Source organism: Pseudomonas peli (assembly GCF_050563605.1).
GTDB lineage: Bacteria > Pseudomonadota > Gammaproteobacteria > Pseudomonadales > Pseudomonadaceae > Aquipseudomonas > Aquipseudomonas peli_A.
In genome coordinates, this window is the sequence record NZ_JBNXUH010000015.1 from 1 (window position 1) to 18,825 (window position 18,825).

At 60.6% G+C, this 18,825-nt stretch carries 22 protein-coding genes; 9 read left to right on the forward strand and 13 right to left on the reverse strand.

Annotated elements, in window-relative coordinates; translation table 11 throughout:
- Nucleotides 1-45: 45 nt before the first annotated feature.
- From ACQ4LH_RS16515 to ACQ4LH_RS16525, 3 genes are all read right to left on the reverse strand, one after another.
- Nucleotides 46-663, reverse strand: coding sequence for an SOS response-associated peptidase (locus tag ACQ4LH_RS16515; protein ID WP_430698163.1), 618 nt, complete (start codon nt 661-663; stop codon nt 46-48).
- A 64-nt stretch (nt 664-727) separates the two neighbouring features.
- Complete coding sequence (locus ACQ4LH_RS16520) at nt 728-988, reverse strand: putative signal transducing protein (RefSeq protein ID WP_430698164.1); 261 nt, start codon at nt 986-988, stop codon at nt 728-730.
- A complete protein-coding gene (locus ACQ4LH_RS16525; protein WP_430698166.1) occupies nt 988-1,170 on the reverse strand; it encodes a CPXCG motif-containing cysteine-rich protein in 183 nt (60 codons plus the stop codon). The genes ACQ4LH_RS16520 and ACQ4LH_RS16525 overlap by 1 nt, the downstream gene beginning before the upstream one ends.
- 126 nt (nt 1,171-1,296) lie before the next feature.
- Between ACQ4LH_RS16525 and ACQ4LH_RS16530 the strand changes: the two genes are divergently transcribed.
- Complete coding sequence (locus ACQ4LH_RS16530) at nt 1,297-2,463, forward strand: 1-acyl-sn-glycerol-3-phosphate acyltransferase (protein WP_430698168.1); 1,167 nt, start codon at nt 1,297-1,299, stop codon at nt 2,461-2,463.
- Nucleotides 2,464-2,526: 63 nt separating this feature from the next.
- Here the strand turns inward: ACQ4LH_RS16530 and ACQ4LH_RS16535 are convergent, their stop codons facing one another.
- Complete coding sequence (locus ACQ4LH_RS16535) at nt 2,527-2,814, reverse strand: hypothetical protein (RefSeq protein ID WP_430698169.1); 288 nt, start codon at nt 2,812-2,814, stop codon at nt 2,527-2,529.
- 269 nt (nt 2,815-3,083) lie between these two features.
- On the opposite strand from ACQ4LH_RS16535, the gene ACQ4LH_RS16540 reads away from it, so the two are divergent.
- The gene (locus tag ACQ4LH_RS16540; protein ID WP_275961715.1) at nt 3,084-3,290 is read left to right on the forward strand and encodes a hypothetical protein; all 207 of its coding nucleotides are present in this window, start codon (nt 3,084-3,086) and stop codon (nt 3,288-3,290) included.
- Nucleotides 3,291-3,375: 85 nt separating this feature from the next.
- Here ACQ4LH_RS16540 and ACQ4LH_RS16545 read toward each other — a convergent pair whose 3' ends face one another.
- Nucleotides 3,376-3,960, reverse strand: a complete 585-nt coding sequence (locus ACQ4LH_RS16545; RefSeq protein WP_167147688.1) for a YajG family lipoprotein — start codon at nt 3,958-3,960, stop codon at nt 3,376-3,378.
- Between the two features lie 173 nt (nt 3,961-4,133).
- Here ACQ4LH_RS16545 and ACQ4LH_RS16550 point away from each other — a divergent pair, with 173 nt between their 5' ends.
- A complete protein-coding gene (locus tag ACQ4LH_RS16550; RefSeq protein WP_430698171.1) occupies nt 4,134-4,367 on the forward strand; it encodes a hypothetical protein in 234 nt (77 codons plus the stop codon).
- A gap of 457 nt (nt 4,368-4,824) precedes the next feature.
- Complete coding sequence (gene mqo / locus ACQ4LH_RS16555) at nt 4,825-6,327, forward strand: malate dehydrogenase (quinone) (RefSeq protein ID WP_430698173.1); 1,503 nt, start codon at nt 4,825-4,827, stop codon at nt 6,325-6,327.
- 69 nt (nt 6,328-6,396) lie between these two features.
- On the opposite strand, the gene ACQ4LH_RS16560 is transcribed toward mqo, so the two are convergent.
- The 3 genes from ACQ4LH_RS16560 to ACQ4LH_RS16570 all read right to left on the reverse strand — a co-directional run bounded on the left by ACQ4LH_RS16560 (nt 6,397) and on the right by ACQ4LH_RS16570 (nt 7,685).
- The gene (locus tag ACQ4LH_RS16560; protein WP_160015962.1) at nt 6,397-6,759 is read right to left on the reverse strand and encodes a PilZ domain-containing protein; all 363 of its coding nucleotides are present in this window, start codon (nt 6,757-6,759) and stop codon (nt 6,397-6,399) included.
- 60 nt (nt 6,760-6,819) lie between these two features.
- A complete protein-coding gene (locus ACQ4LH_RS16565) occupies nt 6,820-7,242 on the reverse strand; it encodes a DUF4124 domain-containing protein (RefSeq protein ID WP_430698174.1) in 423 nt (140 codons plus the stop codon).
- A gap of 68 nt (nt 7,243-7,310) precedes the next feature.
- Entirely contained in the window at nt 7,311-7,685 is a 375-nt protein-coding gene (locus ACQ4LH_RS16570) for a tetratricopeptide repeat protein (protein ID WP_430698175.1), read from the reverse strand.
- Between the two features lie 149 nt (nt 7,686-7,834).
- Here ACQ4LH_RS16570 and ACQ4LH_RS16575 point away from each other — a divergent pair, with 149 nt between their 5' ends.
- Nucleotides 7,835-8,632 (forward strand): tetratricopeptide repeat protein, encoded by a 798-nt coding sequence (locus ACQ4LH_RS16575; RefSeq protein ID WP_430698176.1) that lies wholly within the window; start codon nt 7,835-7,837, stop codon nt 8,630-8,632.
- An 88-nt stretch (nt 8,633-8,720) separates the two neighbouring features.
- Nucleotides 8,721-10,172, forward strand: coding sequence for a pyruvate kinase (pyk, locus tag ACQ4LH_RS16580; protein ID WP_430698177.1), 1,452 nt, complete (start codon nt 8,721-8,723; stop codon nt 10,170-10,172).
- Nucleotides 10,173-10,232: 60 nt separating this feature from the next.
- Here the strand turns inward: pyk and ACQ4LH_RS16585 are convergent, their stop codons facing one another.
- The 3 genes from ACQ4LH_RS16585 to ACQ4LH_RS16595 are packed head-to-tail and all read right to left on the reverse strand — an operon-like array spanning nt 10,233 to nt 13,114.
- Nucleotides 10,233-11,006, reverse strand: a complete 774-nt coding sequence (locus ACQ4LH_RS16585; protein ID WP_430698179.1) for an enoyl-CoA hydratase — start codon at nt 11,004-11,006, stop codon at nt 10,233-10,235.
- A gap of 46 nt (nt 11,007-11,052) precedes the next feature.
- Nucleotides 11,053-11,994 carry an iron-sulfur-binding ferredoxin reductase gene (locus ACQ4LH_RS16590; protein WP_430698180.1) on the reverse strand — a complete coding sequence of 314 codons (942 nt, stop codon included), beginning with the start codon at nt 11,992-11,994 and terminating at the stop codon, nt 11,053-11,055.
- Nucleotides 11,987-13,114 (reverse strand): diguanylate cyclase, encoded by a 1,128-nt coding sequence (locus tag ACQ4LH_RS16595; protein WP_430698182.1) that lies wholly within the window; start codon nt 13,112-13,114, stop codon nt 11,987-11,989. The genes ACQ4LH_RS16590 and ACQ4LH_RS16595 overlap by 8 nt, the downstream gene beginning before the upstream one ends.
- Before the next feature lie 288 nt (nt 13,115-13,402).
- Here ACQ4LH_RS16595 and ACQ4LH_RS16600 point away from each other — a divergent pair, with 288 nt between their 5' ends.
- From ACQ4LH_RS16600 to ACQ4LH_RS16610, 3 genes are all read left to right on the forward strand, one after another.
- Complete coding sequence (locus ACQ4LH_RS16600) at nt 13,403-14,926, forward strand: fumarate hydratase (RefSeq protein WP_397495265.1); 1,524 nt, start codon at nt 13,403-13,405, stop codon at nt 14,924-14,926.
- A gap of 337 nt (nt 14,927-15,263) precedes the next feature.
- Nucleotides 15,264-15,917, forward strand: a complete 654-nt coding sequence (locus tag ACQ4LH_RS16605; RefSeq protein WP_430698183.1) for a TIGR04211 family SH3 domain-containing protein — start codon at nt 15,264-15,266, stop codon at nt 15,915-15,917.
- Between the two features lie 327 nt (nt 15,918-16,244).
- Nucleotides 16,245-17,777: an FmdB family zinc ribbon protein gene (locus tag ACQ4LH_RS16610; protein WP_430698184.1), complete on the forward strand. Its 1,533-nt coding sequence runs from the start codon at nt 16,245-16,247 to the stop codon at nt 17,775-17,777.
- Between the two features lie 123 nt (nt 17,778-17,900).
- On the opposite strand, the gene ACQ4LH_RS16615 is transcribed toward ACQ4LH_RS16610, so the two are convergent.
- Together ACQ4LH_RS16615 and ACQ4LH_RS16620 are read right to left on the reverse strand one after the other, a co-directional pair.
- Nucleotides 17,901-18,242 carry an FKBP-type peptidyl-prolyl cis-trans isomerase gene (locus tag ACQ4LH_RS16615; RefSeq protein ID WP_430698185.1) on the reverse strand — a complete coding sequence of 114 codons (342 nt, stop codon included), beginning with the start codon at nt 18,240-18,242 and terminating at the stop codon, nt 17,901-17,903.
- A gap of 47 nt (nt 18,243-18,289) precedes the next feature.
- The gene (locus ACQ4LH_RS16620; protein ID WP_430698187.1) at nt 18,290-18,802 is read right to left on the reverse strand and encodes a MarR family winged helix-turn-helix transcriptional regulator; all 513 of its coding nucleotides are present in this window, start codon (nt 18,800-18,802) and stop codon (nt 18,290-18,292) included.
- Nucleotides 18,803-18,825: the final 23 nt, after the last annotated feature.

Genomic DNA, 18,825 nt, shown 5'->3' on the forward strand with positions numbered 1-18,825 from the left:
GGACTGCATGGCAGTCCGCCCTTTTTTTTGCGCCCTGTTAATGGCCTAGGCCGGCGTCAGGCACTCAGGCGCATCGAGCTTGGGATCATTGATCAGGTTGGCCAACACCCGCTCGCGCAGCGCCAGCGGCGGACTCGCCAGTAAAGCCTGCAAGTCGGCCGCAGGGGTGTCGGCAGCTAACCAGGCGGCCTGCCCGGCTTCATCGAGGATCAGTGGCCGACGCTGACTGGCCGCCGCCTGAGTCACCACCGCCGCGCTCAGGTAGACGCAACCCTCAACCGGATAGGCTTCCCACAAAGCGGCGAAAAACAGCGGTGTGCTCTCGCCGGTGAGCCAGTACGGGCGCTTGCGCGCCGTGCCCCGCCACTCATAGAAACCGTTGGCGGGCAGCAGGCCGCGACGCAGGCGAAACGCCTCACGAAACATCGGCTGCTCGGCCAGGGTTTCCGCCCGCGCCTGGGCCGGGGTTTTGGTCAGATCAGTCAACCAAGGCGGGGTCAGCCCCCAACGCGCACGCGTCAACTGACGCTCGCCCTCGACGTTGCGCAGTAGCAACACCTGGCTATTGGGCGAAATGCTCCAGTGCGGTAACTGATCAGCAGGAAAACCGGGAATCGCCGCAAATGCAGGCGTCCAACGGAACAGGGCATAACGTCCACACATGGGAAACTCGATAACACTTGAAGTAAGGCAGCAGGGCCGACGCGCAGCAGACCGTAACAGGCTCTTAGCAGAGCAACGTACCTTGGAAATTATCCGGCTCATCGCCGGGCAGCGGTAGCGCGGCATTGTACGCGGCGATCAGCTGTTGTGCGCTGTGTGCCTGAGCATCCTCAACCATCACCCCGAGCAAACCGCAGGCCGGTAGCTCACCCACAGCGCCAGCCAGATGCCGCCCAGTGAGATAAGCCTCGATGCCCTCGCTGGCCAGCATAGCCAGCAGCAGCTCGCCCTCCATCAGGTCCTGCGGCTCGTAGATTCGCTGCATCAGTCATTCTCCCCGCGCACATCCAGGCTCCAGTCATCGCCATCGGTCTGCAGCGAAAACACGATGGGCCGGCAGCACACCGGACAGTCTTCGATGTACTGCTGATCGCCGGCCGAAAGATCAAGCAGCGCCTCAACCTGCTCGCCGCAATAAGGGCATTGGTAGTCCTGGCTTTCCAGCATCGCTGTCTCCTTGTGACTTGGGCGTATAATCGCCGGTCTATAGCTGGCCCTGCAGTCGCGCAACAAGCATTGTCGTGCGACGACCAGCGCAGTGAGCATCTCCACAGCCAACCACAACAAGAGAACATGATGGGCGAATTCGATGCCATCCGACCTTACGCCGACGCCGAAGTCCCTGCCGTGCTGGCGCGCCTGCTGGCCGACGATGCGTTTCTCGGCATCCTCACTCAGTTCCGCTTCCCGCGCCTGGCGTCTTCGCTAGGCTGGCTGCTTAAACCACTTATAGCCTATCGCCTGCGTCTTGAGTTTCGCGACGTGAGTTCGGTGGCGCAATTGCAGACGCGCATCGAGAGCTATGTCGACCGCACCATTGAGCAGGCAACCGATGGCGTGAGCTATTCCGGCATCGAACATCTGCAAGCCGGCAACGCCTATCTGTTTCTGGCCAACCACCGCGATATCGTCATGGACCCGGCGTTCGTCAATTACGCGGTGTACCACGCCGGCCTGCCGACGCCGCGTATCGCCATAGGCGACAACCTGCTGCAGAAGCCCTTCGTCAGCGACCTGATGCGCCTGAACAAGAGCTTTATCGTGCACCGCTCGATTAGCGGGCGGCGCGAGAAGCTGGCGGCCTATCAGCTGCTGTCAGCCTATATCAATCACTCGATCCGCAATGATGGCGAGTCGATCTGGATCGCCCAGGCCGAAGGCCGCGCCAAGGATGGTGATGACCGCACCGATTCGGCGATCCTCAAGATGTTCCATATGAGCCGCAAGGGCGAGCCGTTCGCCGAAGTGATCAACGCCCTGCGCCTGACCCCTGTATCGATCAGCTACGAGTACGACCCCTGCGACCAGGCCAAAGCCCGCGAGCTGTTTATCCGCGCCAGCACTGGCAGCTACACCAAGGCGGCGGGCGAGGATGACCAGAGCATAGCCCTGGGCATCACCGGCTACAAAGGCCGCGTGCATGTGCACTTCGGCGCGCCTGTCAGCCAAGGCCTGGAAGACAGCAAACTACTGGCGGCGGAGATGGACCGGCAGATTCTCAGCGGCTATCGGCTGTTTCCCGTGCATTACCTGGCCTATGCCATGTGGGCTGACCGCGACCCGGAACTGGCCGTGCCTAGCGCCGCCCAGTTATTCCCCGCAGCAGAGCTCAGCGCCGCCAAGAGCGAATGGCAGCGGCGCCTGGCCAACTGCCCGAGCGAGCAGCAGCCCTACCTGATCCTGCAATACGCCAACCCGGTGCGTAACCAGTACCGGATCAAGGCTGGCCTGCCGCTGTAGGCAAAGCGCAGCCAGAAAAAACGGCAGCCAATGGCTGCCGTTTTTATTGCCTGAGGAACCGAGTTACAGCTGGGTGCTAAGCCAGGACAGCAGCAAGGCCGCCGCCAGGCAGACATGGCCAAAGCGATAAAAGAAGCGGTTCAGGCGCAACGTCGGCTCATCAAAGGCATAGGCCTCGTCCGCCAGTTCATTCAACTGATTGCCGGCCAGCAACCGCGCCTGGGCACGCTGCTCGCGCATGCGAGTGGCCAGCAACAGCCAGGCGCCGGCCAGTGCAAAGAACAGCGCCAGCCCATTAAGCCACTGCCCAGGCTGACCTTCGATCAGCAACCAGAGCGCTTGCAACGACATGCTCGACCTCTACTTCTATAAGGCATGCGATCAACGTCGCGCCTGATTATCAGCACACCCGAAGCAGTATCGGGCAGTCCAAATACGGCCGCGGAGTCTACCGAAGGTTGCCGCACTCGCGGTTCGATTCCGACGAATCGCAGCCACTATGACCAAGCGGTCTAAACACTGTCATCTGCATGAGCTATGGTCTAACACTCGTCCCCACGCCTTGGCCATAAAGGCTTTGTGCAGAGAGACAGGCCTTAATATCCATGGAGGATCACACCATGCTGCATGCCCAACCCCAAGACCGCGACTACCTGATCGATTCGCTGGATGACGTGGAAGCCGTCATCGACGGGCTGTCTTTCAACGTGCAGGACGACCACTGGCTGGTGTACTGCGCCATGGGCGGCCATGAGCATTACGCCCTGCCTGATGTCGATACGCTGACCGGCATGAGCATGCCGGAGTTTTACAGCGAGGCGGCCTGAGGCCAGGGTTATCGTTTAAGGCGCACAAAGCGCAGATGTAAAAAAGCCCGGATCAATCCGGGCTTTTTCATTACAGCGATAAGGCTTACTGCCCGAGCATCTGGCCGATGGTCGGGTCCTTGAAGGCGCGGGTCAGGGCGTCGCTCAACACATCGCCAACCAGCTTGGTATTGGTCGCCTGATTCGGCGCCATGCCGAAACGCTGGTTCAGCGAGGCGCCGTAACGGCCGCTGTAGCGCCGGCTGCTGTTTTGCACATCAACGCGGAAGGTCGCGGTCATGTCAGCTTCGGTTACGTACATCCCTTCTTTCGGCGACTGGTACTTCAGTTCGGCCAGGGTCAGGGTCAGCTGTGGCGCGTTGTAGGCATTCGCGCTTGGGGTAAAGCCGAGCAGACGTACGGCAGCTTCAGCCTGGGCCTGCAGCTTGGGCAGGATGTCCTGGCCCGTCACGCTGATAGCGCTGGTTTCCGGGTAGAGACCACCACGGGTACCCAGCACGGGCGAAGGACGACCATCGGCCACCCGCACCACTACCGGCTGGCCCTGGCCAACGGCGGTCAGCGGGCTATTGAGTTTGGGTTGTGGGCTGAGTTGTTGCGGGCTGTGGGCGCAACCCACCAGAGTAAGGCTGGCAACAGCCACCAGACCAAACAGCAGACGATGCAGCATGCTCAACTCTCCATAAATAAGGGGGTAGAAGTGGCGCGCAGTATAACCAGCGCGGTAAATGCCTGACAGCGCTGCTTGCTAGGACGTTTATCGCGCCAACAGGTTCCCGTAACGCCCTTGTCATGCGCATCAGGCATAAGACTTTAGTCTTCTCTGTTCGTGAGTGATCCGCCATGTTCTCACTGCGCAACCTGCTCGCCCCACGTCGCCCGATGCGCTCATTTGCCCTGGTCGATGCGCAAGGCACCTGCCGCGCCCTGCGCCAGTCAGCCCAGGCGCCACAAGGCTCCGGCTGGATTGAGGTGCAACAAAGCTGCTTAAGCTGGCTCAATCGACCGCTGCCAGCCGGCGTCAGAACCGTGCAGGTCACGCCATGCCTGCGCATGCAGCAAACGCTGGCAGCCTGACCAGCGGAAGAAGAAAAGTCACGCCAGGCGATCAATTTTCCTGCTTTGCCCTTATAATCGCGCCCCGATTATAAGGACGCCTCCTGTTCGGGCCCTGCCGTCACGCTGATGCACCATTCATCGGCCGCGCCCCAGAGAGTCGCCCACTTCGCGCTGCCTTCCGGCTGCCGCTTTTTCCCACTGTGAAACGCCATGCAGTTGCTGCAATGGTCGCTTTACGTCGTGGAAAAGTCGGCCCAGGCAGACGTGTTTTGAGGTTCACGACTCCAAAAGAGCGTGAAAAAAACGGTTTGGAAAACTTCACAAGAGTGTGGCGAAAATGAACGATCTCGCGGTTGGCATCTGCACCCAGAAGCCTGCTTCCTTCAACCCTGAGCGTCTCGCCGACTGCTGATTGGCTGTGTGCATACACAAGCTGACTAACGTCTATTGAGTGCTGGTTTGCGGAGAAGTGGTAATGGCGCAAAACGATTACGAAACAATGGATGTGGTGCTGGTTGGTGCCGGCATCATGAGTGCGACCCTGTCCGTACTGCTGAAAGAGCTCGACCCGGCGATCAAGCTGGAAGTGCTCGAGATGATGGCCTCCGGAGCGATTGAAAGCTCCAACCCGTGGAACAACGCGGGCACCGGCCACGCTGGCCTGTGCGAGCTGAACTACACGCCGGAGTCGGCGGACGGTTCGATCGACATCAAGAAATCGGTGACCATCAACACCCAGTTCGAAGAGTCCAAGCAGTTCTGGGCCTACCTGGTTGAGAAAGGCCGCTTTGGTTCGCCCAAGTCGTTTATCAACCCGGTTCCGCACCTGAGTTTCGTCCGCGGCCAGAAAGGTATCGACTACCTGAAGAAGCGCTTCGACGCGCTGACCGCCCACCACGCCTTCGCGGAAATGGAATACACCGAAGACCGCGCCACCATGGCCGAGTGGATGCCACTGATGCTGCCGGGTCGTGACCCGAACGAGCCGATTGCCGCCACCCGCGTAATGGCCGGTACCGACGTCAACTTCGGCACCCTGACCAAGCACCTGCTCGACCACCTCGGCCAGCAGGCAGACGCCAAAGTCACCTGCAGTCAGAAGGTCGTCGGTCTCAAGCGTAATGCCGATGGCTGGCGCGTCAGCGTCAAGGATCAGCAGAACGGCAGCAGCCGTGAAATTCAGGCCAAGTTCGTCTTCCTCGGCGCCGGTGGCGCGGCCCTGCCGCTGCTGCAGATGTCCGGCATTCCGGAAGGCAAAGGCTTTGGCGGCTTCCCGGTCAGTGGCCAGTGGCTGCGTTGCGACAACCCGGAAGTGGTCAAGCAGCACCAGGCCAAGGTCTACAGCCAGGCAGCAGTCGGCTCGCCGCCGATGTCGGTACCGCACCTGGATACCCGCGTGGTGGATGGCAAAACCTCGCTGCTGTTCGGCCCTTACGCCGGCTTCTCGACCAAGTTCCTGCGTCACGGCTCGTTCCTCGACCTGCCGCTGTCGGTACGTCCAAACAACATCGGCCCGATGCTGGCGGTGGCGCGCGACAACTTCGACCTGACCCGCTACCTGGTCAAGGAAGTGCTGCAGTCCGAAGAGCAGCGTCTGGAAACCCTGCGCGGCTTCTACCCAGAAGCCAAAGCCGAAGACTGGCGCCTGGAGATGGCTGGTCAACGCGTGCAGATCATCAAGAAAGATGCAAAGAACGGCGGCATCCTGCAGTTCGGTACCGAACTGGTGGCTGCCGAGGATGGCTCCATCGCCGCCCTGCTCGGCGCCTCGCCAGGTGCTTCGGTTACCGTGTCGATCATGCTCGACCTGATCCAGCGCTGCTTCGGCGCCCAGGTTAAATCAGATCAGTGGAGCAGCAAGCTGAACGAGATCTTCCCAGCCATGGGCGCCGTTCTCGCCAACGATGCCGAGCGTTACCGCGAAGTGCAGTCGCGCTCCGACGCGTTGCTGCAGCTGGAACAGACCGTCAGCGCCTAAACCGCGCTGCAAATAAAAAACCGCCTCTCGGGGCGGTTTTTTATTGCCTGGCAAATCGATCAAAACGAGTCAGGCGGATGCAGCCATTGACCGGAAGCTGAAGTAATGACGCAGAGCATCGACCATTTCGACATAGTCGCCGGGCGGGGCGACCAGGGCGAAGCCGGAGTCATAGCAGCCAGGAGTGACATCCTCGCGGGACCATTGGCAGGTGGCGGAGAAATCGATGTAGTGCGGCGCATCGTGCCCAGGAATCTTCAGGCGCATGTCAAAACGCGCGCCCACCAGCAGCGGCAGCTGGCTGATCAGCATCAGACCGTCCAAGGAGACGTTACCGATATAGCCCATGGGCTTGTCGGTGATGCGATTGAACACCTTCAGGTAGTAGGGCAACTGATGGCGTTCGATGCTGCGCTGGATATGCTTGGGCATAGTGGCAAATCGCTATAGATGGCCATTGAGTATGGCCCCACTACTGCGCTTAAACCAGTTTCAGGAACAGCGTTCAGACACCCGGCTCTGGAGTTGCTGACGAGCGGTATCGACCTGCTCGTCGCTGTAAAAGCTACGCTGGCCATCCGCTTCGGTACGGTAATAGCTGCGCCCTTCAGGGATAGAGGCCAGTTGCTTGCGCAGCTCGCGACACTCCTCGGCACGCTTGGCCTGGTTTTCCGCAGCCACCGCCGATGCCTGCGCCTGCTCCTCGCGGCGTGCGTCATAGAAGCGATTGGTGCGTTCTTCGCGCTCACGGGTGAGCTGGTCACGCTCGACCACCTGCGGCTTGACCTCGACCTTCTCAGCCCCAGCTGCCGCGGGGCGCTGGCCGAAATGCAGCTGGCCATTGGCATCGGTCCAGCGATAGATTTCCGCAGCCGCCAGCCCCGGCAATAACAACAGGCACAACAAGACGCGCATGGATTCCCTCCCGTAAAACCTCAGCTTACTGCCGAGAATAGCCTTCTATGGCCTGTGACGACCAGCGGTCAGGGCTTGACCGGGGTGACCTTGACCGCCGCATCGACACCCTCATGCCCCAGTTGGCGCAGGGTATCCATGCGCGCGCGGGCACGGTATGCGTACTCGCTGGCGGGGTAATGGGTGGCAATGAACTGATAGGTCTGCATGGCATCGACAAATAGCGCCTGACGCTCCAGGCACTGGCCGCGCAGCAGCGAGATTTCCGGCTGCACATAGCTGCGCGAGCGACTGCTGCGCTCTGCCCTGGACAGCGAAAGGATCGCCGCCTCACATTCACCACGGTCATAAGCCTCGTAGGCATTGTTCAAATGTCTGTCCAGACTGTGCCGGCTACACCCTGCCACGCTCAGTGTCAGCAGTAAAAAAATAAGTACTCGCATAAGCCTCTCCTCCGATGAGCAGTGTATCGACTGCTGGGGAAAATTCTGCAGCAACATATCCTCTGATGGGTAATGCCGCCAGCCACTTGGCCGGCACCCGCACGCCTGACTAGACTGGCGCGCAACGGCCATTGCGCCCAGGAGCTGTCATGTCGTCTTCCTCTCGCCTGCTAGTGCTGCTGTGTACCGCCCTCTTGAGCGCCTGCTCGCCCACCACGCCACTGTTTATTGCGCAGATCACCACCAATGAAGTGGTCGAATACAAGACCCTGAAGAACAACCGCATGCTCGCGGCCATTGAGGATGAAGGCGACCTGCTGACCTACAGCGCCCAGGCCATCCGCGACGCCAAAAGCGAGCAGGCCGAGCAGCTGTACCTCACCGGTTACCGTGACGAGAAGCTCAGCGATGAGGTGCGTGCGATCTCGCTGTACCAGATCGGCCTGCTCTATATGAATCGCTTCAACGAGCAGCGCGATGACAACAAGGCACTCAACTACTTTTATCAGGTGCTCAACCAGTTCCCCGCCAGCCGCGCTGCCGAACGGGCCGAGGCGCGCATCGTGATGATCCGCGAACTGGCAGATGAGCCAGTACACAAGACCTCGCGCGAACTGCTCGCGCACTGGAAGCCCAATCAACAGCTCGATCTGTACAAGCCCAGCCTCGACCCGGACATGACCCTGCTGTCACGCCGCGCCGTGCTGAAAAACCGCGTCGGTGAGGCCGAAGAACTATACCTGCTGGCCTTGAGCGACCCCGGCATTACTGCCGATATCAAGGAAAAAGCTCTGTACCAGCTCGGCCTGATGTACCTGGCCCCGGACAACCCGCAGGCCAGCCGCGACAAGGCCATCACCTACCTGCGTCGCCTGCTGGTGCAATACCCCGGCAGCGAGCTGAACAACAAAGCCGCCCGCCATCTGGACCAGGCGCTCAATCGCTAGCAGGCCGGGCAAGGTAGTGCAGAGGAACAATGACTACAGAGTTGCGGCATAGTAGCCTCGTGCTCAGATGCAACTCAGGAGTCTGTGCATGACCTTTCGCCGCACCAAAATCGTCGCAACCCTCGGCCCATCCAGCAACAGCCCCGAAGTGCTTGAACAGCTGATCATCGCTGGCCTGGATGTCGCCCGCCTGAACTTCTCCCACGGCTCGCCGGACGAGCACAAAGCCCGCGCCAAGCTGGTGCGTGAGCTGGCCGCCAAGCATGGCCGCCACGTTGCCCTGCTCGGCGACCTGCAAGGCCCGAAAATCCGCATCGCCAAATTCGCCAACAAACGCATCGAACTCAAACTCGGTGACCGCTTTACCTTCTCCACCAGCCACCCGCTGACTGCCGGTACCCAGGATATCGTCGGCATCGACTACCCGGATCTGGTCAAGGATTGCGGCGTCGGTGACGAGCTGCTGCTCGACGACGGCCGCGTGGTGATGCGCGTCGTCAGCGCTACCAGCGATGCCCTGCACTGCGAAGTGATCATCGGCGGCCCGCTGTCCGACCATAAAGGTATCAACCGCCGTGGCGGCGGCCTGACCGCGCCAGCACTGACCGAGAAAGACAAAGCCGACATCAAACTGGCTGCCGAGATGGAGCTGGATTACCTGGCCGTGTCTTTCCCGCGCGATGCCGACGATATGCATTACGCGCGCAAGTTGCGCGACGAAGCCGGCGGCACTGCCTGGCTGGTGGCCAAGATCGAACGCGCCGAAGCCGTAGCCGACGACGAAACCCTCGACGGTCTGATCCGCGCCAGTGATGCGGTGATGGTTGCCCGTGGCGACCTGGGTGTGGAAATCGGCGATGCCGAGCTGTGCGGCATCCAGAAGAAAATCATTCTGCACGCCCGTCGCCACAACAAGGCGGTGATCACGGCCACGCAGATGATGGAGTCGATGATCCAGAACCCGATGCCGACCCGCGCGGAAGTATCCGACGTGGCCAACGCCGTGCTCGACTACACCGATGCGGTGATGCTCTCGGCGGAAAGCGCCGCCGGCGCCTACCCGCTGGAAGCGGTGCAGGCCATGGCACGCATCTGCCTGGGCGCGGAAAAGCACCCGACCAGCAAGACCTCCAGCCACCGCATGGGCACCGAGTTCGAGCGCTGCGACGAAAGCATCGCCCTGGCGGCCATGTACACGGCCAACCACTTCCCCGGTGTGAAAGCGATTATCGCGCTGACCGAAAGTGGCTACACCCCACTGATCATGTCGCGCATCCGTTCTTCGGTGCCGATCTTCGCATTCTCTCCGCACCGCGAAACCCAGGCCCGCGCGGCCATGTTCCGCGGCGTCTACACCGTGCCGTTCGATCCAGCCGCCTTGCAACCGGCGGAAGTCAGCCAGGCCGCGGTGGACGAACTGCTCAAGCGCGGCGTGGTGCAGACTGGTGATTGGGTAATCCTGACCAAGGGCGACAGCTACCACACCATCGGTGGCACCAACACCATGAAGCTGCTGCATGTAGGTGAAGCGCTGGTGTAACACCGCGCTGCAACGCAAACGGCCGCTCAATCGAGCGGCCTTTTTGTTTGCCTCAAGGCATCAGGCGAACTTGCTGAAGTCCGGCGTGCGCCGCTGCATAAAGGCAGTCAGCGCTTCGATAGCTTCTGGCGAGCGCAAACGCTGGCCGAACAAGGCGCCCTCCTCCTCGATAACCCTACGCAGTTGCTCGCGATCCGGTGCGCGCATCAGGCGTTTGCTGTCCGCCACTGCAGCCGGTGCCAACTGCTGAAAGCGCAGGGCCATTTCGCGAGCCTTGGCCAGGGTTGCCGCGCCGCTATCCAGCACCTGATTGGCGATGCCCCAGGTTGCAGCCTGCTCACCGGTAAAGCTCTGCCCGAGCAACAGCAGTTCGGCAGCGCGGGCGTGGCCGAGCAGGCGCGGCAGGATAAGGCTGGAGCCGTATTCGGGACAAAGGCCAAGGTTGACGAAGGGCATCTTCAGCGTGGCATCACGGCTGACATACACCAGGTCGCAGTGCAGCAGCATGGTCGTGCCGATGCCCACCGCCGGGCCGTTGACTGCGGCAACCACTGGTTTGCTGAACTCGAACAGCGCCTGCATAAACTGGAACACTTCGCTGTTCAGCCCGGTGGGCGGCGCCTTGATAAAGTCGGCGACATCATTGCCGCTGGTAAAACAGCTCTCGCCGCCGCTGATCAGCACGGCGCGCACGCTTTTATCCTGATCGGCCTGCACCAGCACTTCGGCCATGCCGCTGTACATGGCGCGGGTCAGGGCATTCTTCTTGTCGGGGCGGTGCATGCGCAGGGTCAGCAACCCTTGCTCACGCTCAACCAGCAGGTGCTCGCTCATCATCAATCCTCACGGCAGGCCACCCGCGAGCTGAGAACCTGAACGGCTAGCGCGCGTGGGGCAAAAAGACGTCAGCGAAAACCTGGCTACGCGGTAAACCCGCCAGATACAGGCGGCGCGCGAAGGTTTCGACGCTGTCGGGTTGGCCGCAGAGTAAGGCGATGGTTTGCCGTGAAACAAGGCGCAGTTCGGCCAAAGCAGCCGGCAACTCGGCCGCGACAAGCAGCTCGACCTGCAGCTGCGGATGGCTAGCCGCCAGCGTCCGCAAGGGCTCGGCCAGGTAATGCGCGGACGCATCATGGGCCAGGTGAATAACTCGGATAGCGCCCTGATGCTCCTGGCGTAGCGCTTCGCGCAGCACCCCATACAAGGGCGCAAGGCCGGTGCCGGCGGCCATCAGCCAGAGCGGCCGGGTTTGCCAGTCCGGGTCATAGTGCAGCGCCGCACCGCGCAATTCGCCCAGGCGTAGGCTATCGCCTGGCTGAAACGTCCGCGCCGCCGTGGCAAACGCACCGCCCTGGCGGCAATCGATATGAAACTCCAGCCAAGGATCATCGCCCGGCACGCTAGCCAAGGAATATGGCCGGGCAATGCCGCCCTCTGTCCAGAGTTGCAGGTGCTGGCCGGCGCTGTAACGCAGCGGCCGCTGTGGGGTCAGGCGCAGGCGCAGCACATCGCTGCTGAGCCAGTCGCAATTGTGAATAACGGCTGGAGACGCATCACGCAGCGGGTCGAATACCTCAATCTGCACGTCCTCGACCACCCGGCACTGGCAGGCCAAGCGCCAGCCCTGTTCGCGCCGCGTATCGTCCAGGGCTTCCGGTTTGCCATCGAGCAATTCACCGCCCACGCAACGCACCAGGCAGGCATGGCAGCTGCCGGCGCGGCAGCTGTAGGGCACGGCGATGCCGGCAGCCAGCAGGCTGTCCAGCAGATTACTGGCGGGGGCGACCTCAAGGCAGCGATCAGCGGCCCGTAACTCAGGCATCCACATCCTCCCAGGTCGCCGCGCAACGGTTACGCCCGTCGCGTTTGGCCTGGTACAGCGCCTGATCGGCACGTTGCAGGGCTTCGTCGAGATCATCGTGCACGGTCAGCAGCGTCATGCCGATGGACACGCTCAGGCTGGCCACTTTCACGCCCAGCGGCTCGGCGCGGCTGAAAGCCTCACGCAGGCGCTCGCAGCAGGCGGTGAACTGATCGGCTTCGGTATTGGGTAACAACAACACAAATTCCTCACCGCCGTAGCGGGCTACCACATCACCATCGCGCAAGCAGGCGCGGGCGACAGCGGCGAACGTCTGCAGAACCCGGTCCCCGGCGGCATGGCCGTGGATATCGTTGATCCGCTTGAAATGATCCAGATCGAGCAACGCCAGGCCATGCTGACGCCCGTTGCGCAGCCCTTCCAGCTCACGGCTGGCCAGGCGCAGGAAGTGCCGACGGTTGCACAGGCCGGTCAACTCATCGGTGGCGGCCAGATCTTCGAGCTGACGCATCATGCCACGCAGCGTGTCCTGATGCGCCTGCAGGGCAAAACGCCGTTGGCGCATACGCTGACGCATGGCCTGGGCGTAACTGGCAAACAGACACAGCCAGACCAGCACCACCGCCAGCACGCACGCCTGCATCAGCGCCACACGCGGCTCACTCAGCTGCAGGGTATAGGCTTCATACAGGTTCAGGCCGGCAAAGCCGAAGAAGGCAAACAGCGCGCAACGAGCGAAGACCCGCGGCGGCAACTGGAACACGCCGAACAGCAGAATCAGCATATAGATCACCAGCATGCTGCCGCGCCCTTCGCTGAACAGCGACAACAGCACCGTCAGCCAGGCCAACGCCACCAGCACCTGAGGTTCGGTCAGGCTGGGGTCGGCTAAACGCAGATTGAAGTGAGACAGAAACAGCCCGAGAAACACCAGCTGGCTCAGTGCGGCCAGGGCTGTAATGGTCAGAGCGGTCAAGGGCGATGCATGAAACAGCCCGGCAAATACGCCGATCCAGCACAACAGCCCGGTCAGCGCATAGGTTGCCACTGCCATGCCGAAACGCTTCAGCAGCAGGCTTTGCAGAGATCGCTGGGTTACCCGCTGGCTACTTAGGCTCATGGGTTTATGGGCTCCGTCCCATGCTGGCATCTAGCCGCCACTGTACCCCTGTGCTCAGACAATGCCTAGGCCGCGCCCAGGTCATTAGTCGGCTCAAATGGCCGATCAGCGACCATGGTCTGGGGCCGTACAGGTGTCCGCCTGACGGTGCGCGCGGTATACTGCCGCGCCTTTTTATCTTGTGCTTTGGCCTTGTCCTTTGACCTTGATAGCCCTGCGCCGGGACGTGACCCAGCGCTGTTCGAAGTTCCTGCCCTACTCCTACCTTTACAAAAAGGAGCGCCAAGCATGACCGTGATCAAGCAAGACGACCTGATCCAGAGCGTCGCCGACGCCCTGCAGTTCATCTCCTATTACCACCCCGTGGATTTTATCCAGGCCATGCATGAGGCCTATCTGCGCGAAGAGTCCCCCGCCGCGCGCGACTCCATGGCGCAGATCCTGATCAACTCGCGCATGTGCGCCACCGGTCACCGGCCGATCTGCCAGGACACCGGCATCGTCACCGTATTTATCCGCGTCGGCATGGACGTGCGCTGGACCGGCGCCACCATGAGCGTCGACGACATGATCAACGAAGGCGTACGCCGCGCTTACAACCTGCCGGAAAACGTCCTGCGCGCCTCGATCCTCGCCGACCCAGCTGGCGCGCGGAAGAACACCAAGGACAACACCCCGGCAGTGATCCACTACTCCATCGTCCCTGGCGACAAGGTGGAAGTGGACGTCGCCGCCAAAGGCGGCGGCTCCGAGAACAAATCGAAGATGGCCATGCTCAATCCGTCCGACTCGATCGTCGACTGGGTGCTGAAAACCGTCCCGGAAATGGGCGCCGGCTGGTGCCCGCCAGGCATGCTCGGCATCGGCATCGGCGGCACCGCCGAAAAAGCTGCGGTAATGGCCAAGGAAGTGCTGATGGAGCACATCGACATCCATGAGCTGAAAGCCCGCGGCCCGCAGAACAAGATCGAAGAGATGCGTCTGGAGCTGTTCGACAAGGTCAACCAGCTGGGCATCGGCGCCCAAGGCCTGGGCGGCCTGACCACCGTGCTCGACGTCAAGATCATGGATTACCCGACCCACGCAGCCAGCCTGCCGGTGTGCATGATCCCCAACTGCGCCGCCACCCGTCACGCCCACTTCGTGCTCGACGGCACTGGCCCGGCCGAGCTGGAAGCACCGGACCTGTCCGCCTATCCGGAAATCGTCTGGGAGGCCGGCCCGAGCGCCCGCCGCGTTGATCTCGACACCCTGACCCCGGAAGACGTGCAGAGCTGGAAACCGGGCGAAACCGTGCTGCTCAACGGCAAGATGCTCACCGGCCGCGACGCGGCGCACAAGCGCATGGTCGACATGCTGAACAAAGGCGAAGAGCTGCCGGTCGATCTGAAAGGCCGCTTTATCTATTACGTCGGCCCGGTCGATCCGGTGCGCGAAGAAGTCGTCGGCCCAGCTGGCCCAACCACTGCCACGCGGATGGATAAGTTCACCCGGCAGATCCTCGAAAGCACTGGCCTGCTGGGCATGATCGGCAAATCCGAGCGCGGCCCGATTGCCATCGAAGCGATCAAGGACAACAAGGCCGTGTACCTGATGGCCGTCGGCGGCGCCGCTTATCTGGTCGCCCAGGCGATCAAGAAATCGCGCGTGGTGGCCTTCGCCGAGCTGGGCATGGAAGCCATCTACGAGTTCGACGTGAAAGACATGCCCGTCACCGTGGCGGTCGACACCAAGGGCGAGTCGGTGCATATCACCGGTCCAGCGATCTGGAACAAAAAGATCCACGACAGCCTGGCCGTCGAGATCAAGTAAGTCCTGCTGCAACCCCCAACAAACCCGGCCACGTGCCGGGTTTGTTGTTTTTAGCGCTAGCCAATCCAGCGCCAGGTTAAGCAGCCCGCACGCCCAGAACGTTGGGCAAAATTGCCGACCATCCATCCCGCAACCCGCCGCCGAGTGAACTCCCCGTGCTCGCCGAGTGTCTGTCTGCTGTCGGCCCGCCGGGTGGATTGCATGGCCATTTGCCCAGCGAGCAGCTGCATAGCGCCACTCCATCCCGATCGCCTAACTGCTCACGGCAATGCGCCTGGCCGGCATTTATCGCGCCCGCCTGCAGGGTTTCGTTCAATCGCCATGTGAAGATTGCCCCATGTCCCTATCTCGCCATCTCCCCGCCAGTTTTAGCCCTTTGCACACCCTCGCCTTCACTACCTGCCTGCTGGCAAGTGTGAGCACACAAGCCGAAGAAAAGGCCAGCAGCAACCGCTGGGTCAGCGACAGCCTGAATACCTATGTACGCAGCGGCCCAACCGACGGCTACCGCATCGTCGGCACCCTGGTCTCCGGGCAAAAGGTCACCCTGCTGCGCACCGACGGCGATTACAGCCAGGTGCGCGGTGAAAGCGGCAGTGCGGTATGGATTGCCAACCGCGACCTGCAAGACGTGCCCGGCCAAGCCGAGCGCCTGCCGCAGCTGGAACAGAAAGTGGCCGAACTGAGCGCCGAACTGGAAGGCATCAACGACACCTGGAAAACCCGCGTGCAAGGCATGCAGGAAACCCTGGACTCACGCAAAACCCTGATCGACGAACTACAAACCGCGCGCTCGGCGCTGGACAGTGAGCTAAGCCAGGCCAACTCCGAACTACGCGCACTGCAAGCGCAACTGGGCGAGGAAAACCAGCAAGTGCTGATGCGCTATATGGCCTACGGCGGCGGCATCGCCGGTGGCGGGCTGCTCGCCGGGCTGATCCTGCCGACCATGCTGCGGGTAAGACGCAAGCGCAATGATCAGTGGGTTTGAGTATTGGCTAGATAAATGTCCCGGCCCTTGAGATCAAGTAAGCATCGATACAAACCCGGCCTAGTGCCGAGTTTGTAGCTTTTGGGAGATAGGGAAAGCTGCATACAGCTAGGGATAGTTTTAACCCCAAAGCTGCCATAGGGCTAAAAGACTTCTCGGTGGTCTCCATGCACCAGTGTGGGAAAGATCAGTCGTGGATTCGTCGCGGCGTGGTCGATACCGAATCCAAAACTGACACTCAAAAGATCAACGAAACTCGCGGTGATCCTATTGGTGGAATGGAGTACCTCTAATAAGCTGCACCGTAATTTCTACAAGGACGTATTGATGAACCAGACCTGTTTGAAGTGCGGACACATGCATCAATTTGACCAGATGCAGCCTGACACCGCCTGCCCCAGTTGCGGGGCCATCTATGCCAAGGTCGAACGAGCTGCGGAAAACGCCAGGCAGTTTCAGGCAAACATTCAACATGTAACCTCGCCTCAAGCGAAAATGCCTAGTCCAAATACAATGCCTCCCCTGCAACGGGTGCTTTTGGGCGGCTGCGTATTACTGGCACTTTCGACGGCGGCCCTTGCAGCTATGTACTACCAGGAGTTACGCCTTAACCGCGTTTTACTCAGTCAGCGAGACATTGAGCCGGAAGTACCCATCGTCAATCCGGCTCCAGCGATTGCTGCTGCGTCAGTGCTTACCAGCCCTAAATCTGAGCCCCCAAGCACTGCAAGGCCGCCGGTAAATCTGGCCGAAGGTGCCGAGGTTATAGTCGTCTCTGGATATGAGGCTGATAACCAAGCAACTAACGGCACTGTGGTGAAGGTTTTGATTGATCGGCCCGGTAAATCAGTGCTGCTGGTACTAACCAGCTACGACAAGATCGCCTGGCATGTGGACGCAAGTAGTGGCACCCAAATCAAAGGTATTGTTGTCTCAGCTTATGAGAGCCCCCGTGTGCATACCTCCGTCGCCACCCCGGTTTTCCAAAGTAAACTGCCTTACAGCTATGAAAAGAACAGCGGTAACTTCACTGGTCTGCTCAACGGCCTTAATCAGCTGTTTGATATAGAGCAGGTGGATGCTTTCCGTGGCAAATATGCGCTGCCCAACAGCATACTTATCGACGAACTCGATCCGCCTCAAAATGCACTTACATTGCAAAGCGACCAACCCCAGACGCCGCTCAAATCACTTAAATTCGAACTGACAACCAGTGACTATGGCAAAGCACCATGGTCGCTTGAAGGGCCTTCCAGTTCCGTATCGAAAAATGACCTTGTCGAAGGCAAGGCAGTAAAGGCCACGCAAGATCAGCGTATTTACGAGATAGTCGGCCATGACTTCCAGGTGACCACCCCCGCCACAGGTAAGAAAACTCTACTGGAAATGCCCGACAACTTTCCCAGCCTCTCCTGGCCTATGGGCGTGGCATACGACAGCAAACGTCACTATGTAGCGCTTGCCTCGCTGGGCGGCGAGGGCTTTTTTTATCGACTCGATACCAATACAGGCAAATGGTTGGATTTCCGCTCACTGAACAACGTCGATATCAGTTCTCTTGCCTATGACGAACTAGCTGATCGTTACGTAGCCTGGACAACTGAAGGTAGCTTGCTCTTTGTTGCCGGCGACGGAACGCCGCTCTACACCAAGCATTTGGCCGATCGTCTGCCGGGCTTTAATCGCCTTTACGACACAGGAAACTCACGACCGCCCAGTCTGATGGTTGTGCCGCGAGGCGACCAGATAGCTCTAATCAAACTACAGGGCAAGTCCGTTGGGCTCATCTGGTACTACGACGTACAGCTGGACATTGTTCAGCTCACTTACAAACAACCCAACGTCGTAGCTGGGCAGTGATTTCGACTACCTATGAGGGGCTGCTCGCAGTAGAAATGGTAATTGAGGGACTGCTATGTACAGCCCTTTAAAGCCCCTCGAATATTCTGACTAATCGCTTCGGGCCCAAAGCAGCCCCATCACTCAATCATCCCGCGTCAGCACTTCCAGCAACTCGATCTCAAAGATCAGATTGGAATTCGGCTTAATATGCGCGCCGAACTGGCGCTCGCCGTAGCCCAGATGCGACGGCACAAAGAGTTTGCGCTTGCCGCCGACTTTCATGCCCTTCAGGCCCTGGTCCCAGCCCTTGATCACGCGGCCGGTGCCGATCACGCACTGGAAGGCTTTGCCGCGATCATAGGAGGAATCGAACTTGCTGCCATCTTCGAGAAATCCGTTGTACTGGGTGGTGATCAGCGCACCTTTGATCACTTCTTTGCCTTCACCCAGTTGAATATCTTCGATCACCAATTCGTTGCTCATCACACACCTCGTCTAACAGGCCTGCTCACGGCCTGGTTTGCAGAAAATCACTCGCCAGCCGGCTCCAGCGCCGTCAGCAGCTGGGATAGCCGCGCTTCCAGTTGCGCCAGTTCTGCGGCGGCAATCGGCGCCAGCAGCCGCGCCTCGTTGGCCACATGCGCGGTTACCGCGCGGTCGATCAGTTCCAGCCCAGCCGGGGTCAACTGCACCAGCATGCTGCGCGCATCGCTGGGGTTGGCGATACGACAAACCAGACCGGAGGCTTCCAGCTGCTGCAGCTGCCGGGTCATGGTGCCGGAGGTGACCATCAGGGTCGAGAACAGCGTCGTCGGGGCCAGGCGGTAGGGCTCGCCGGAGCGGCGCAAGGTGGCCAGCACGTCGAACTCCCAGGCGGTCAGGCCAAAGCTGCTGAACAGTTTGTCCAGCTCTCGCCGCAACAGCGATGCGCAGCGGCCAAGGCGACCGATCACGCCCATCGGGCTGACATCCAGGTCCGGCCGCTCGCGATGCCACTGCTGGAGAATTGCATCGACCGCATCCATCTGTCGCTGGACTGCCATTGGCTTACCCCTGGAAATTTATC